The sequence below is a fragment of the Micavibrio sp. TMED2 genome, assembly GCA_002168225.1.
Classification (GTDB): Bacteria; Pseudomonadota; Alphaproteobacteria; order TMED2; family TMED2; genus TMED2.
The window spans coordinates 1844845-1860699 of sequence record NHBH01000001.1; the positions used below are offsets into that span (position 1 = coordinate 1844845).

The window sequence follows — 15855 nt, forward strand, 5'->3', positions numbered from 1 at the left end:
AAAATCAAGTTTCGCTTGTCAATGTCTAGCCCATGACAAACGCGATCAATTCACAAGCAATCTTAACCAGCGTTATTTCCGGCGTGATCGTGGCCGTAATAATGCGCAAGTTTTTCAATGGGCAAACACAATGAAACTCGGCTCCGCTCCTAAAACCGTCCTTCTGACGGCTCTTGGTGTCTTTATCGCAGGCGTTGCGATGAATGCACTTCGTGACAATGACTTTGTCAAAAACGCAATCTCTGGCTTTGACGCCTAATAACCGGGAGGCCAATTAGATGGCAGAACGAATTATTGGGCCGTCATTCCGCAATGTAGCCGCTGGCTCTACTGCGGTTCTGGAATTGCCCAAAAATTACACTTACCACCGGGTTTCTCTGGTCTATGCAGAAGACGGCGACCTTGCCGACGCTGCGACTATGGCGAATCTTGAGCGCATCCGCCTGAAAATCAATGGCGTGATCATGTGGGAAGTCACGGCGGCTGAAATGCTGGCAATCAACCAGTGGAAGGGTCACACCCTTGTTGATGGTTATCTGAACCTGTTCATGAGTAATCCGAAGGCGGCAACCCGTCAGGCGAAAGACCAGATGGCCCTGTCACTGGCCAATGTGAACACCGCACAGATTGAAGTTGATATCGCCGCTGGCGTTACCAACCCGACGCTGGTGCCGCATTTTGAGGCCCGGAAGCTGATCCGCAATATCGGCCCGATCCGCAAATTCCGCCGCTATACCGCGACGTCTGCCGGTTCGGGTGACTTTGTTTACAACACCCTGCCGCTGGATGATGGTTTTGAGGCGCTCTACCTGTTCTCAAGCCTTGTTACCGGCGTGAAGGTTCGCCGGGATCAGGATGTTATTTTTGAGGCAGCTGCCGCTGATCTGGACGACATTTATGCGCTCTATGAGCGAACCGTCCCGAGCAACGTTTTTGTTGTCTCGAACGCTCCTGATCACCGGCTCGGCGATCTGATTGGCACTGTGGTCAATGGCCGGAACGTTACCAACTTCGATCTGGTCATTACGACCAGCGGCGCTGGGAATATTCCGATCATCGCGGAGCAAATCGGCCCGGCAACCCGATAGGGGGCGACCATGGAACAGCAATCTGGTGGTAACTGGTGGGATAGTGCTTTCAGCACTGTAACAGGTCTGTTTGATCGTTGGCTTGACTATGAGCAGGTCAGTAATCAGGGCGATCTGGCCTTTCAGGCACAATCCCAGCAGCCAGCCATTGACTATTCAACCGCTGTTCAGGCGCAGCAATCACAAGCGACCATGAATTATATCCTCATTGGTGGCGCGGCGATTGCGGCATTGCTCCTGATCCGGCGATAGGCAAGGGGGGCGGGGCATGAAGAAAACCCCGGATAAAACCAACGTGCGAACCAACCCCCTTGACCTGCTTTCATTGCCGCTAGGTGGTGGCTTGCCAATTCCCGGCTTTACCGGGGGAACCGCCACCAGCAGCACCGGGCCGCAGTCGTCCAGTGACATTGTCAGCATTCCATACAATGCCCCGTTCATTCAGGGCGATGGAAACACGGCTGACGGCGTCAATTCCGACCCCAGCGCATCCGGTTCGGCAACGTCCCGGCCAGCGACAGCAAGCAATGATGTGGTTCTGATTGCTGCTGTGGTGGTTGCTGGTTTGGTCATGCTGGCGAGGCGATGATGGTTGATCTGGTGTTAAGGCCGGTTGTCATGGACGAGACCGCCAAGGCGCACTTGGCAAAGTCGGCTATGACGGCTGGTTTTCCCCCGAATTACTATGACCCGGAAATTGCTGATGGCACTTGTCGGCTGCTAGGCGGGTTCATGGATGGCCAGAGGGTGCTGACATGGGCCTATGAGGTCATTGGCCATTCGTTATGGGTCTCGGCCTTGGGCGGTGATGCTGGCTTCGAATATGCCGCCACATGGCTTGCGATGGTCGAGCAGTGGGGACGAACACAGGGTTGCAACCGCATGGGCATGAACACAACCCGGCCCGGGCTGAAACGGCTTTATCAGGACCAAGGTTATGAGGTTGTTTTTAACGGTCAGGATGGATTGACCGAATTTGCGAAGGTTATTCAGTAATGTCGGGAAAATCCTCCAGTAGTCAGGCGCAGACTACCACCACCACCACCAATATCGCAGACGAGCGAATTGCGCTGGCTGATGGCAGCGTAAGCGCCAGCCGGGGCGGCACGGTGTCGATCACGGCGGCTGATGCTGGCGCGCTGGAAACGGCAAATATCGCCGTTGTGGCATCGGCGGCGGCGGACATTGAGAAGGCGAAGGCGGCGGAACGTGCCGAGCGTGACCGGATCAAAGCGCAGTCAAAGCGCGATGAGCAGATTATCAGCTTTGCCAGTGACAATTCGGAAGACGGCTTCGCACTGGCGACCACGGTTGCCAATTCATCATTCGAGCAGGTCGAGCAGAATTTTCAGTGGCTTGGCGATTTCGTTGCCGATGGCTTGAGCCAAATTCGCGAGGCGCAGGAAAGCGCGTTTTCGGGGGCAGGCGAGTACGCAAATCAGTTCGCGGACAATTTGACCACGGCGAACGCAACCGAAAACGAGCGCAATTTTGACCGCATCAACAGCACCATTGTCACGCTGGCCGTGATTGGTGCCGGTGCGTTCCTGATCCGAAAGGGCTTTTAGATGGCTGAAATTCAGCAACAGGAAATCACGCTTGCCGCCAATGAGGCGCTGGAATGGCCGATCAGCGGCAAGCATATCCGTTTCGTAACCGTAAATTATGCCTGCAAATTCGGCATTGACGGCGGCGGCAAAATCGATGCGCTGTCTGGGCGAACGGTTTATGCCGAAAACGGGCAGGAGATTCGCACGCTGTCGCTGGTCAATGGCGCCACAGAGCAAACCATTACCTTCATCTATGGCGATGATCGGGTCAGCGATGACCGCCAGTCTGGCGAGGTGACGGCCCTGATCACTAATGATGAAACTGATCCGGTGGCGGTCGAGGGCAAAGTGGTCGGGCCGAACAGCGACAAGGTGATTGTCGGCCACGCTCAGGAAAAGCTGGTTTGTGGCGCTGTTTCCGTCCCGTCTGGCGTCCTGACGTTTGTTAGCCCGAAGGGTGCCAGCACAAACATTTTTACGGCTGTCGTGGTTCAGAATTTGGGTAGCGGCCCGGTGCGCATTGGCGATGCCAGCATGACCGCTGGCAACAAGAATGGCCTGCACGTTCCGGCTGGTGCCTCGGCAACCCTGCCGGGCGGTACTGATCTGTATTGCATCCATGCAATCGGTGTTGCCGCTGATCTGTCTATCAGCCGTATGTATTGGGAGGATGCGTGATGAATTATGGCGTTACCGGCACGCTCGGCGCTGGGCCGTTTACGGTCTCTGATGATCTCAGTTCCGGCAATTCCACTGGCCTTCTGACACCGGTGGCCGGGGCTGACAATACGGGCGGCTTCATCATCTATGCAGCCTGTTTCCGCATCTACATGCGAATGTTTGATCCTGACGATAATCAGGTTGCTGATTATGGCGTTACGTCAACCAGTTACGGGCAGGGGCTGGCAATGCCAATTTATGTGCCGCCCGGCTATTACGTGACTTTCAACGGGGACGCTGAATGCGTCTACAAGGTGCTTTGATGGCAGAAAAAATCGGCAAAAATACTCAGGTTTTCCCGGTCGGCCATGCGGCCTATCCGAACGGCTGCAAGCGGGTCACTGTCATGTTTGATGATGGCTCGGAAAGCGTGACGGAAACACCGTTGACGGTCCCGGCCCCGGCTGATGTGGAGGTTGACGAAAATGGCGTGTATGTGCCGCCCGGGGTGTTGTGATGGATACCCGGCAAGCTATCACCATAGCCGCAGTAGGCGGGTTGCTGGCGCTGGCCATGCGCTCGGGCACCAAGCCCATGACAGCGGAGGAAGTGCATACGCTGGCCGATGCTGTGATTGCCGGGGAGGGCTGGCAAGTCGATCCCTGCATGATTGTTGCCATGGCGGCAATCGAAAGCAATTTCCGGCCGGACGCATACCGGTTTGAACCGCATCTAGGCGAGGGCAGCAAAGGCTTGCTGCAGGTGCTGCCCTCGACGGCGCGCTGGTTGTTCAATGATATGGGCTATCGCCGATATTCACCGGATGATCTGCAACGGCCCGTGGTGTCGATCTATTTTGGCGCGGCATTCGTCCGCTGGCTGTCGTTCTACGGTAACCAGCGGCGGTCGGAACAATGGATTGTCGAGAGCTACAACGGCGGTCCGGGTAATTCCAACAGCCAGACGCAAAACCATTGGCGCAAGTATCAGGCAGCAAAGGAACAGCTATGCCCATAATTCCAATTCTCGGCGGCATTATCGCTTGGGAGTTCGTCAAAGACACCGTCAGTGATGCCGTCAGCCCGCCCGAGGGTGGCGGCCCCGGTCTCGGCACTATGGCAATCGGCGCGGCGCTGATCGGCGGCGCGTATTACGTCTACAAAAAGGTGCTGTGATGATCGATCTGGCGAGCCTGATAGCAACCCCGACAGATACCGCGATTGTGGCCGGGATCGTCTACGGCTCGGCCATGCTGCGCACCATAACCAAGGAATTGGGCCGGATCACAACCCGGCTCGACACGGTTGCCAACGTGATCAACGATCACAGCAACCGCCTGACCATTCTGGAAGTCAAAAAGGAACAGATTGATGTTTGATAAGATCAAAGACCGTTTTTCCGAGCCTAGCACCTATGCCGGGCTTGCTGCCGTTACCTATGGTCTCGGCGAAATGTTCAAAATCCGCGAAGCTGATGCGGTGGCGCAAGCCATTGAGGGTGCCGGTCAGGCGATTGCCGTGTCACCTGACAGCCAAGGGATCACCATTGGCTTGCTCGGGCTGATTGGCGGTCTGGTCTCCATGTTCATGGGTGAGCGGAAGCGCTGATATGGCCGTCAATTCTGCCAACCGGTTTCCGTCAGGGCAGGGGCTTATAACAAGCCCTTGGGGATGGATGGACCCATTTTCTCGCCGTGTGCTGGTCGATGAAGTTCTTGGCCAGCATGCGACATGGGAACCGGATGGTGAGATTGACTACACAAGCCCGATCGAGCCGGTGTTTCGCGATTGGGCCACCATGCAGCTGGTCACGCTGAATAACCAGATTGTGCCGGGCGGATCATCCGAGCCGCTGCGGATCGATATAACCGAGGGTAATTTGGTGGATTATCCACCGGTGCCAGCGCCGAAACCACCGGTGCCAGGACAAAACAATTCCATGATCGTGGCGGCAATCGTGGGATTGATCATCATCGCCGCCGCAACGAGGTAGGACACATGGCAAAAGGTGTTAAGGCCAATGGTCGGCTGAAAAAAGGCTATCGGTATGCCAAGGGCGGACGCGTGGTGAAGGCCCGCAAGCGTCGGTAATTTGATGGATCCATCAAAAAAGAGAGGGTCGGCATTCAGCCGGCCCTTTTTTTGTACTCTGCCAGATCCTTTGCGACCGTGGTTGTCGATAGATCGAGCATCCGGGCAATCTCATAATTCGACAGCCCCAGCTTGGCATATCGGCCCACATTCTCGCGGCGTCGGATCATCTGCGCTTGTTTCCACGGTCGCCAACGCAGGCGGGCGAGGGTCATAAGGCGTTCTGGCGTATCGCCGGTCTCGCTGGCAACGTGCTGGCACGCTTGCAGGCGTGTGCAGCCAGTCCGGTGCTGGTGTTCAAGCACCTTTGTTGCGCGTTCGTTGTTCATTTCCATCTGGCGACGGCTGCGCAATCGGCGCGCTGATTCGGTCTTTTCAGTGATTTTGGTAATGCGGCGGCCTAGATCGTCAGCGATGGCGCGATATTTTTTGTGGAGTGTTTCCAACTGGTGCAAATCTGCACTTTGAATGACGTGGTCAAGTAATGGCTGATCCATGAAATTAACTCCCTGATAATGCTATGGTTTTCTAGGGGTGTGTCATATGCAGCGCTGCGGATAACTTTTAACCTATTGATTTTGCATGTCAGTTATGACCGGACAGCATAACAAGTAAAGAATGATAATATATATTATGGAAAATCTAATATATAGAGATGCTAGCTTTCATGAGCCCTGGCTAAGCACTTTTTTGAACGCCTCAACATCTGAGAAATCGATTTTATAGGCAAAACGCTCGGTACTGATGCGTTTGTCGGCAATTGAGACGCGAAAGGCCTCACAGATACTCATGTCTCTGGCTACAACAACAATATCAAATATGCTGTCCTCATCTTTCTCAGTATCTGGTTTGTCATCAGGCCGGCTCGTCGCACATTCAAGATACCCGGCCAATTCTGACTGGTGACTTGGAACCAATAATTTTCCAATGTCTGTGGCTAAAAACCCGAATCCAAAGATAAAAATGATAGCAGTCAAGACCAGCAAATACGTCGTATCATCCATCTCATGATATGACAAAATCATGCCTAGAAAAAACGCCAGCGTCAGAGCGCCAGCAAGTGGCACCCCCATATCCTCAGCCATGCTGTAGGCAACCAATGGGTCACCCGAATAAATCGCGTCAATCCGGACCAGAGCCCGAAATGCCAAGAACCAGCAACAGGCCGCCGCCAAAAATAGTACCCCGTCCGCGCGATACATCTTCTTCCTGACTGGTTCCATAATCATGCTCACGTCGTACTATTCATTCACAAGACCCTGCTCCTCGGCAGCATATACTTAAGTGAATCAGTGACCATTGTTGTTAAGGATTTCAAGGAAAAGCTCTCCAAATCGCGCAGCCTTTGCCTCGCCAACACCGGATATAGCGGCAAGTTCGGTAATATTCTTCGGCTGTCGCTCAATAATCCGGGCGATGGCGGACCGGTTGCATAACAGCGGTTTATCGGTGCCAGCAGGCCCGTATTGCAGATCGAGCTGGGCCGCGATCAGGGCGTCAAATGTGGCGCCCTCACCATTGGCAGCCGCCTTCAGCCGGCGTTTTTCCGGCTGCAGCACCGGCGCATTGATAAACACCGGCAGAAACTCCCTGCCGTAGCGTTCAAGCTTCTTTAGCCCGATACCGTGGCAAAGCGCCATATCATCCAGTGTCTGCGGCTTGATCTGCACCATTTCCAGCAATGTCCGGTCCGGGAAGATCACATAGGCCGGTACTTTCTGGGCTTCCGCCAATCGCCTGCGCACAACCTTGAGTGCTGAAAACAGTGGTTCGTCAGCATCTTCCAGCAATGCCTTGACGTTGCTGCTATTGCTTTCAGTCTTGCGCCGGATCGTGTCCTTGCGCAGCTGAACCGTGCGGTTGCCGCGCATGACCTCCCAACCGGCCTCGGTCAGCTGCCAGTCACCATGAGAACCAAGCGCCGCCAGCCCAAGCCCATATAGCTGGCGTAGGATGCCGTGCCATTCCTGTGACGTATGTTCCGTGCCAACGCCATAAACCGAGAGTTTGTCATGGCCAAGCGACCGGATACGCTCATTGTCTTCGCCGAGCAGTACCGCGATCAGATGGTTGGCACCAAAGCGTTCGCTGGTGCGTTTGATCGCAGACAGTGCCTTCTGGACGGCAACCGTGCCATCAAACAGCTCTGGTGGCTTCTTGCACAGATCACAGTTACCGCAAGGCTCGGCCAGCACTTCGTCGAAATACCCGAGCAGTATCTGACGGCGGCATCGTGGTGCTTCGGCCAATGAGAGAAGCGCATTAAGACGCTGATGTTCAATGCGCTTTATAGAGTCGTCGGCGAGGCTCTCATCAATCTGTGCCCGCCTGATCTTGATGTCATCAATCCCGAACAGGGTCATGGCTTCCGATGGTTCACCATCGCGCCCGGCCCGGCCGATTTCCTGATAATAGGCCTCAACCGACTTCGGCAGATCAGCATGGATGACATAGCGCACATCGGGCTTGTCGATCCCCATGCCAAACGCAATGGTGCCGCAGATGACAATACCATCCTCACGCTGGAACCGCTCCTGATGCAGGGCGCGGGTCTCATTGTCCAGACCGGCATGATATGGCAAGGCGGTAATACCAATATCATTCAATGCCTTGGCGAGGGTTTCTGTCTTGTTTCTAGAGATGGCATAGACAATGCCGGACTGGCCGCGCCGGGCCTTGGCATAGCTCAGCAACTGATCGCGTGGCCGGTTCTTTGGCTCGAAACTGATGAAGATATTTGGCCGGTCAAAACCGCGCAGGAAGGTGCTGGGCTGGGTCGGGAACAGCTTGCCGATGATTTCCGCCTGTGTGGCGCGGTCGGCAGTGGCAGTGAAAGCGGCAATCTGCACGTTTTCGAGCGTATCGCGCAATTCACCAATTTTCAGGTAATCCGGGCGGAAATCATGACCCCACTGGCTGACACAATGGGCCTCATCCACCGCCAGAAACGACACCCCTGCCCGTCGCAATAACCCCATGGCCGAGCCGAGCCGTTCCGGCGCCAGATAGAGCAGCTTCAGGGTTCCCTGCTCTATCCCACTCATTACGGCGGCATTCTCTTCCGGTGTATTGCTGGAGGTCAGTGCCCCCGCCTCAACCCCGGCCAGTTGCAGGGCGGCTACCTGATCGCGCATCAGGGCGATGAGCGGCGAGATAACGACGGTCAGCCCGTCACGGGCCAGTGCCGGCAGTTGATAACAGAGCGACTTGCCGCCGCCGGTCGGCATGATGGCAAGCACATCCTCACCGGCCAGAATGGCGCTGACGATCTCTTCCTGACCGGGGCGAAAATCCTCATAGCCGAAGACCGTCTTCAGGATCGTTCTGACTGTTGATATATCTGTCAAAACAGCACCTTACTCACTCAGGCTGACGTCAAATGACAGCCCATCATAAGCCGGCTTTACATGATCAGGGGTCTCGGCATCGATGGCGTCATAATCCATGGTGAAATTCATATGGGTTAGAAACGCCCGGCGTGGCTTGACCCGTTCGATCCATTCCAGCGTCAGATCCATGTGGGCATGGGACGGAAACGGCTCGCGACGGGTACAATCGACAATCCAGGTATCAACGCCTTCCAGCACGCGGAAGGCATTGTCGTCGAGGCGGACCAGATCGGTTGAATAGGCAAAGCCACCAACCCGAAAGCCCATGGAGATGCAGGTGTGATGATCCTGCTCAAAGGCCTGTACAGTCAGATTGCCGATCTGCTGGGTCGCGGCGAGATGATGCACGGACATGAATGGCCGGTAGAGCGGTTTCTCATCAGTGTTCTGCAACGCTTTGAATATATATGAAAATCTGGCTTCCAGATCGGTCAGGGTTTCCGGGTGGGCATAAACATCAATCGGTTTGCCGTTTTTCCATGACACCGGGCGCAGATCATCAAGGCCATTGGTGTGATCGGCATGGTGGTGGGTGAAGAGCAAGGCATCGAAACGGTCGATATTCTCCCGCAACAGCTGGGACCGGATATCCGGCGGCGTATCGACCAGCAGGCGGGTGCCCTGCCCCTCCATCATGATCGACGCCCGGCTCCGGCGATTGCGCGGGTTATCGGGATTGCAGCAGCCCCAGTCATTGCCGATCACCGGCACCCCAAGGGAACCGCCACAGCCCAGCACCGTCACGCGCAACCGGTCATTTGCTGGCGTGTTGGTTTGGGTCATCAGGCCGCTATCTTGAACAGGCGATTGAAGTTTTCTGTGGTTTGCGCGCCGATTTCCTCAAGCGTCACACCTTTTTCGGCAGCCAGAACCTTGGCGGTTTCGACAACAAAGGACGGCTCGTTCCGTTTGCCCCGATAGGGTGTGGGCGCAAGATACGGCGCATCGGTTTCAACCAGCAGGCGGTCCATCGGCACATCACGGGCAATGGCGCGCAGTTCCTCGGACTTCTTGAAGGTCAGGATACCGGAAAGCGAGATATAGAAGCCTAATTCCAGCCCGGCTTCAGCCAGACCGCGGCCACTGGAAAAGCAGTGAAGAATACCGCGTAACTTGCCGCCCTGGCTCTCTTCTTTCAGGATCGTCGCCACGTCCTCATCGGCGTCACGGGCATGGACGACGAGTGGCAGATCGGTTTCAACACAGGCCCGGCAGTGATTGCGGAAACTCTCCGCCTGTTCGTCCCGCGGGCTCTTGTCATAGAAGTAATCAAGGCCGCTCTCGCCGATGCCGATGACATTTGGCTTACCGGCCAGTTCGACCAGCGTTTCGACACTGGCAACGCCCTGTTCAGCGACATTATGCGGATGTACGCCAATGGTGCAGGACACATCCTCATGCGCCCCGGCAATGGCAAACAGCTTGTCCACCGTGGTCAGGCGGGTCGAGATGGTGAGAAACCGATGTACACCGGCAGCGCGGGCACGGTCGAGAACCGTATCCAGCCCATCGGTGGCAAAATCGGGAAAGTCGAGATGGCAATGGCTGTCAATCAGCACGGCTCTGATCCTGTTTTCTGTCAGGCACTTACGGCTTCTGCTTCTTCCAGTTCGAGGCGCGGGAAGATCGGCACGGGCTTGTCAATCGGCGTACCGGGCTTGAGGCGTCCGCCCTCACCCAGTTGGTCGAAGCCGACCACACCGTCATAACCCAGCTGTACCAGCAGCTTGGCGCTGGAATCCGGCACAAATGGCTGGATCAGGATGAACAGGTTACGGATCACCTCGGCCAGCACATACAACACGGTGCCCATGCGTGGCGGGTCGGTTTTCTTCAACGTCCACGGGGCCTGATCATCGACGTAACGGTTGGCGTCGCCGACAACCTGCCAGATCAGTTCTAATGCCTTGTGGAATGATTGCGCGTCCAGTTCCTGACGCACACCGTCGAGCAGCCGGTCGGTTTTCTTCAAAAGGGCCTTGTCAGCATCGGTGAACGGGCCAGGCTCCGGCACGGCGCCATCACAGTTCTTGTTGACCATGGACAGCACCCGCTGCGCCAGATTGCCGATATCGTTGGCAAGATCGCCATTGGCCCGGCCAACCATGGCGCGGGCGGAGAAGTCGCCATCATTGCCGAACGGCACTTCGCGCATCAGGAAATAGCGGGTCTGGTCGAGACCATAGCGGGCGACGAGTTCGGACGGCGCGATCACATTGCCCAGAGACTTGGACATTTTCTGCCCTTCAATCGTCCACCAGCCATGGGCGAAGACGCTCTTCGGCGGGTCAAGCTCAGCTGCCATCAGGAAGGCCGGCCAGTAAACGGCGTGAAAGCGCAGGATATCCTTGCCCACCATATGCACATCAGCTGGCCAGAAACGCTGATACTTCTCGGCATCCACATTCGGATAGCCGAGCGCGGTGATGTAATTGGTCAGGGCATCGAGCCAGACATACATGATATGGCCTTCATGGGCGCCATCACCGGTATCCGGCACCGGCACGCCCCAATCGAAGGTGGTCCGGGAGATCGACAGATCCTTGAGGCCGCCCTTGACGAAGCTCAGCACCTCATTGCGCCGGGCGGTCGGGCGGATGAAATCCGGGTTAGCCTCGTAAAATGCCAACAGGCGTTCCTGCCAGGCCGACAGACGGAAGAAATAGCTGGATTCCTCAACCCACTCACATTCCGCGCCGGACGGGGCGATCTTCTTGCCATCCGGGCCGTTGGTCAGTTCGTCTTCCTGATAATAGGCCTCGTCACGCACGGCATACCAACCGGCATAGGAACCGAGATAAATATCCCCTTTCTCTACCAGCTTGCGCCACAGGGCCTGACAGGACTCCCGATGCCGTTCTTCGGTTGTGCGGATGAAGTCGTCATTGGAGTAATTCAGCAATTCGGTGAGGTCGCGGAAGTTCTGGCTGACCTGATCGGTAAAGCTTTGCGGGTCGATACCTGCCTTTTCAGCCGATTTCTGTACCTTCTGGCCATGTTCATCAGTGCCGGTCAGGAACATCACGTCATAACCATCGAGCCGCTTGAACCGGGCGAGCACATCGCAGGCAAGCGTGGTATAGGCATGGCCGATATGTGGCTTGTCATTCACATAATAGATCGGGGTCGTGATGTAATATGCCGGTTTCATTGAATAAATCCAGAATGGTTAGAGGCGAAGACGGCTCGCGCTCTCGAGAATTTGTAAGGTAACGAGCTTGCGGTCCAGATTGCGTATTTCCGCATCGGCCAGTTGCTGATTGGTCTTGTCCCACATGCTGAATACCGGATCAACCCGGCCATTGCTTTCAAGCAATCCGCGCAGCCAGCGTCGCATCAAATCACCAAAATACTGCCAGCGCAGTTGATCCGCGCCAATGGTGGCGGCAACCCGGTGCCGTTCACTGCTGGCGTCGGGCGCAAGTGCCGCCTGAATATCCTGCCAGAGCGCATCCACATCGGCCTGCCAGAGCTGGACCGCAGCTCCCGGGCGACCATCGGCGAGTTCTGTCAGCCGCTCACGCTCTGCCGCTGATGTCTGGCTGCCCAGCAGGTGTTCGAGTGCCGCCGCCATGTCTGTATTCCCCAGAGGGGCCAGTGGCAGATCGCGACAGCGTGAACGGATGGTTGGCAACAGGCGTTCGGGCCGTTCGGCAACCAGTGCAATCAGGGTCTTGTTCGGCGGCTCTTCCAGCCCCTTGAGGATGGCGTTCTGGGCGGAACGGTTCATGGCATCGGCGCCATCAATGATCACCATGCGCCAGCCGCCCTCAGCGGACGTGCTCTGCAGGAAGGGCGGTATCTGCCTGATCTGGTCAATGGTCAGCTCTTCCTTGTAGCGCTGACGCTTCTCGTCATAGGCCCGCTCGATTGCCAGCAGGTCACCATGGCTGCGGGCTGAAATGCGTGCCTTAACAGACTGGTTTATATGGCTGTTCAGATCGTCGGACGACTGGGCAGCAGTACCGAGATTACCCTGACCATGGGTCAGCAGAAACCGGGCCAGCCGATAGGCCAGCGTGGCCTTGCCCAACCCCTGCAGGCCCGAGATCAGCCAGGCATGGTGCAACCGGTTTCCGGCCATGGATGACAGTAATGTCCGTTCGGCAGCGCTGTGGCCAAACAATGCCTGCTGGTCCGCAGGATGCGGAATATCGGTACCATCAATGGTGTCTGTCACGATGATCGTGCTTTCGGCTCTCAGGCGATGGCCTGACGTTCGCTGATGAATGTATCAGTAACAGAACGAATGTCAGCCGCAACCTCTGCTTCCGACCGACCGGCATCAATAACCCGGTAGCGGTAGGAATCTTCCCGGGCGAAGTCGAGATAGGCCTGACGGATACGGCTCTGGAAGGCCGCCCCTGCACCTTCGAATGACGATGTTGCCGCGCCGCGCTGGGCGATCCGCTCCTTGGCAATCGCCGGGTCGATGTCGAGCACAATGGTCAGGTCGGGTGTGACCCCCTGCTCCGCCATTTCAACGAGACGGCTCAGATCATACATCGGCAAGCCGCGGCCATAGCCCTGATAGGCCAGCGTACTGTCGGAAAACCGGTCACACAGAACGATGCCGCCTTCCATCAGCTTGGGTCGGATCAGCTGGGCCACATGCTCACGACGGGCGGCGGCGATCAGGAAAGCCTCGGTCCATGATTCCCATGGCGCGCCATCATGGTTGAGGAAGAAGTCGCGGATTTTCTCGGCATTACCGACACCGCCCGGCTCGCGGGTGATGGTAAGCGGCATGTCGAGAGTTTCAAGATGCTCGGCCAACCGTTTGACCTGCGTGCTTTTTCCGGCACCATCCCCGCCCTCGACGGTAATGAAAATGCCCGATGACGGTTTGCCGAAACTGGTACTCAACTCATTGACTCCCGAATACGATGTGGGTCAGTGCCGCCTCAACACGGCCTGCAAAATCAAGTTGCGCCACATCCTTGCCCGCCCGCAACGGGTATTTTGTTTCCTGACCGTCGATTGAGACAACCAGCTGGCCGAGGATATCCCCGGCATTGACCGGTGCCGGTGCCGGTTGGGTTGCTTCAATGTGGGCGGAAAGGCTGCCCTTCTCGGCCATGGACAGGGTGACCTGCACCTCATCCTCAAGCACCAGCGGCACCCGCGCATCGGCACCGAGCCAGACTGGCAGTTCATAAACAGTGCTGCCCGGCTCATAGATCCGGTAATTGTCAAAATTGGCGAAGGCCCATTCGAGCAGCTTGGCACTCTCATCGGCACGGGCCTGCATACTATCAAGACCGCTGACGACCAGCACGATCCGCCGGTCATTGCGCTTGGCCGATGCCACCAGCCCGTATCCCGCCTCTTCCGTATGGCCGGTTTTCAGTCCATCGGCACCGATATTGCGATAGAGCAGCGGATTGCGGTTACCCTGTTTGATCCCGTTATAGGTAAATTCCAACTCGGAATAGATCGGATAGAATTCCGGAAAATCATCAATCAGGTGACGCGCCAGGGTCGAGAGATCGCGGGCGGTTGAATAGTGCTCGGGGTCGGGCCAGCCGCTGGCATTCATGAAGTTGGAGCTGGTCATGCCGATCTCATGCATGCGCCGGGTCATGGACTGCGCGAAGGCATCCTCGGTACCGCCGAGCGCTTCCGCCAGCACAATCGTCGCATCATTGCCGGACTGAACGATCACGCCGCGGATCAGGTCGGAAACCGATACGGAACTGCCGACCTCAACAAACATCTTGGAGCCGCCCTTGCTCCAGGCTTTCTCACTGACCGGCAACTCGTCATCAAGCTGCAGTCGACCGTTTTCGATCGCCTCAAACACCATATACATGGTGGCAAGTTTGCTCATGGATGCGGTCGGCATCCGGGTGTCTGAAGCCTTCTCTAGCAGAATACGGCCTGTGGCATGGTCCAGAACGATGGCCTCTCTGGCATCGGTCTGGATCGTTTGGGCCGACACCGGCGATGCGGCCATCGACAGAATGGCGGCGGCACAGACGGCGGAAAACAGTGAGGCGGTTGAGCGTTTGGCAAACATGAATGAAATCGGCTCGGTTTCGGACTTGGTTGGGGCGGGTATTGGTGAACAGACCGGTTAATCAGTCGGCGGTGATCCTTGCACCGGGATAGCCTGCCTGCACCACCTGGGCAAGTAAACGATCTGCGTCATTTGGATCAACAAACGGTCCGAGGCGCAGACGATAGAAGGTATCGCCGGAGACATCGGCACGATAGACGGCGGCTGGGCCGAGATGACTGACGGAACGGCGGGCACGGTCGGCATTGTCCGGGTTCTGGAAGGCGGCAAGCTGGATATACAGCCCGCCTGCGTTTGAACTATCGCCAAAACGTGGAATTTCAATGGCAGGCGGCTCGTTTCTCAGCACGGCAGTGGCGAGCTGCACCTCTGGCACGGTCGGCGCCATCATCAGGCGCGGTTTGCGGTTGGGCACTGGCGGTGCTGGCAACAGGGCAAGTTTATGCGGCTGCATGCCGGTATAGCGTGGCACCGGCTCGCCCTTGGCGGCGGCAGCGAGTATCTTGCTCTCCTCGGCCAGTATCTGCACCCGGACCTTGGTAATGCCGTTCTTGTGGAAACCGAGCAGCTTGGCACCGCGCTCGGACATATCGATGATCCGCCCCGGGGCAAAGGGACCGCGATCATTCACCCGGACAACGACCGAGCGACCATTCTCCAGATTGGTCACCCGGGCCAGACTGGGCATCGGCAGGGTCTTGTGCGCCGCGGTCAGCAGATCCTGATCATAGACCTCGCCATTGGCAGTCAGCTTGCCGTCAAAGCCGGGGCCGTACCATGAGGCAATGCCGACCTTGTTGTATGAATAATCAACCTCGGGACGATAGGTAATGCCCTTGATCGTATAGGGCAGACCGACCTTGTACCGGCCACCACGATGGGGATGTGCGAGATTGCCGAGAGCGGCCACTTCCGGGCCGAGATCAATCGGCACGCCTTTGGCCATCTGGCTGACAAAACTGGTTTCGGCACAGGCCGGGAGCGCCAGAACGGCACCCAGCAGACAGATATTTCGAACCCTGGACAGAATACGTGCCGCGCATAATGCCAATGCCATGA

General features: G+C 56.8%; 22 protein-coding genes. 12 read left to right on the plus strand and 10 right to left on the minus strand.

Going from position 1 to position 15855, the window contains the following annotated elements; all coding sequences use genetic code 11:
* Nucleotides 1–278: 278 nt before the first annotated feature.
* From CBB62_08780 to CBB62_08835, 12 genes are all read left to right on the plus strand, one after another.
* Complete coding sequence (locus tag CBB62_08780; GenBank protein ID OUT42360.1) at nt 279–1088, plus strand: hypothetical protein; 810 nt, start codon at nt 279–281, stop codon at nt 1086–1088.
* Nucleotides 1089–1097: 9 nt separating this feature from the next.
* The gene (locus tag CBB62_08785; protein ID OUT42361.1) at nt 1098–1340 is read left to right on the plus strand and encodes a hypothetical protein; all 243 of its coding nucleotides are present in this window, start codon (nt 1098–1100) and stop codon (nt 1338–1340) included.
* Between the two features lie 16 nt (nt 1341–1356).
* On the plus strand, nt 1357–1677 hold the full coding sequence (locus tag CBB62_08790) for a hypothetical protein (protein OUT42362.1): 321 nt from the start codon (nt 1357–1359) through the stop codon (nt 1675–1677).
* Nucleotides 1674–2084 (plus strand): hypothetical protein, encoded by a 411-nt coding sequence (locus tag CBB62_08795; GenBank protein OUT42363.1) that lies wholly within the window; start codon nt 1674–1676, stop codon nt 2082–2084. The genes CBB62_08790 and CBB62_08795 overlap by 4 nt, the downstream gene beginning before the upstream one ends.
* Entirely contained in the window at nt 2084–2656 is a 573-nt protein-coding gene (locus tag CBB62_08800) for a hypothetical protein (protein ID OUT42364.1), read from the plus strand. Before CBB62_08795 ends, CBB62_08800 begins: the two co-directional genes overlap by 1 nt.
* Nucleotides 2657–3316 (plus strand): hypothetical protein, encoded by a 660-nt coding sequence (locus CBB62_08805; GenBank protein ID OUT42365.1) that lies wholly within the window; start codon nt 2657–2659, stop codon nt 3314–3316.
* Nucleotides 3316–3621 carry a hypothetical protein gene (locus tag CBB62_08810; protein ID OUT42366.1) on the plus strand — a complete coding sequence of 102 codons (306 nt, stop codon included), beginning with the start codon at nt 3316–3318 and terminating at the stop codon, nt 3619–3621. Before CBB62_08805 ends, CBB62_08810 begins: the two co-directional genes overlap by 1 nt.
* Complete coding sequence (locus CBB62_08815) at nt 3621–3815, plus strand: hypothetical protein (protein OUT42367.1); 195 nt, start codon at nt 3621–3623, stop codon at nt 3813–3815. The genes CBB62_08810 and CBB62_08815 overlap by 1 nt, the downstream gene beginning before the upstream one ends.
* Complete coding sequence (locus CBB62_08820) at nt 3815–4315, plus strand: hypothetical protein (protein OUT42368.1); 501 nt, start codon at nt 3815–3817, stop codon at nt 4313–4315. Before CBB62_08815 ends, CBB62_08820 begins: the two co-directional genes overlap by 1 nt.
* A 157-nt stretch (nt 4316–4472) precedes the next feature.
* Complete coding sequence (locus tag CBB62_08825; protein ID OUT42369.1) at nt 4473–4676, plus strand: hypothetical protein; 204 nt, start codon at nt 4473–4475, stop codon at nt 4674–4676.
* On the plus strand, nt 4669–4905 hold the full coding sequence (locus CBB62_08830; protein ID OUT42370.1) for a hypothetical protein: 237 nt from the start codon (nt 4669–4671) through the stop codon (nt 4903–4905). Before CBB62_08825 ends, CBB62_08830 begins: the two co-directional genes overlap by 8 nt.
* A gap of 67 nt (nt 4906–4972) precedes the next feature.
* On the plus strand, nt 4973–5290 hold the full coding sequence (locus tag CBB62_08835; protein ID OUT42371.1) for a hypothetical protein: 318 nt from the start codon (nt 4973–4975) through the stop codon (nt 5288–5290).
* Between the two features lie 133 nt (nt 5291–5423).
* Here CBB62_08835 and CBB62_08840 read toward each other — a convergent pair whose 3' ends face one another.
* From CBB62_08840 to CBB62_08885, 10 genes are all read right to left on the minus strand, one after another.
* Complete coding sequence (locus CBB62_08840) at nt 5424–5885, minus strand: hypothetical protein (protein OUT42372.1); 462 nt, start codon at nt 5883–5885, stop codon at nt 5424–5426.
* A 168-nt stretch (nt 5886–6053) separates the two neighbouring features.
* Nucleotides 6054–6617 (minus strand): hypothetical protein, encoded by a 564-nt coding sequence (locus CBB62_08845; protein OUT42373.1) that lies wholly within the window; start codon nt 6615–6617, stop codon nt 6054–6056.
* Between the two features lie 60 nt (nt 6618–6677).
* Nucleotides 6678–8735, minus strand: coding sequence for a DNA helicase RecQ (locus CBB62_08850; protein OUT42374.1), 2058 nt, complete (start codon nt 8733–8735; stop codon nt 6678–6680).
* A gap of 9 nt (nt 8736–8744) precedes the next feature.
* On the minus strand, nt 8745–9560 hold the full coding sequence (locus CBB62_08855; protein OUT42375.1) for a hypothetical protein: 816 nt from the start codon (nt 9558–9560) through the stop codon (nt 8745–8747).
* Nucleotides 9560–10336, minus strand: coding sequence for a LuxR family transcriptional regulator (locus CBB62_08860; protein ID OUT42376.1), 777 nt, complete (start codon nt 10334–10336; stop codon nt 9560–9562). The genes CBB62_08855 and CBB62_08860 overlap by 1 nt, the downstream gene beginning before the upstream one ends.
* Before the next feature lie 20 nt (nt 10337–10356).
* Nucleotides 10357–11928, minus strand: coding sequence for a methionine--tRNA ligase (locus tag CBB62_08865; GenBank protein OUT42377.1), 1572 nt, complete (start codon nt 11926–11928; stop codon nt 10357–10359).
* 18 nt (nt 11929–11946) lie between these two features.
* The gene (locus CBB62_08870) at nt 11947–13008 is read right to left on the minus strand and encodes a hypothetical protein (GenBank protein ID OUT42378.1); all 1062 of its coding nucleotides are present in this window, start codon (nt 13006–13008) and stop codon (nt 11947–11949) included.
* The gene (locus CBB62_08875; GenBank protein ID OUT42379.1) at nt 12978–13643 is read right to left on the minus strand and encodes a dTMP kinase; all 666 of its coding nucleotides are present in this window, start codon (nt 13641–13643) and stop codon (nt 12978–12980) included. The genes CBB62_08870 and CBB62_08875 overlap by 31 nt, the downstream gene beginning before the upstream one ends.
* A 1-nt stretch (nt 13644) precedes the next feature.
* Complete coding sequence (locus tag CBB62_08880; protein ID OUT42380.1) at nt 13645–14796, minus strand: D-alanyl-D-alanine carboxypeptidase; 1152 nt, start codon at nt 14794–14796, stop codon at nt 13645–13647.
* Between the two features lie 61 nt (nt 14797–14857).
* The gene (locus CBB62_08885) at nt 14858–15853 is read right to left on the minus strand and encodes a hypothetical protein (GenBank protein ID OUT42381.1); all 996 of its coding nucleotides are present in this window, start codon (nt 15851–15853) and stop codon (nt 14858–14860) included.
* Nucleotides 15854–15855: the final 2 nt, after the last annotated feature.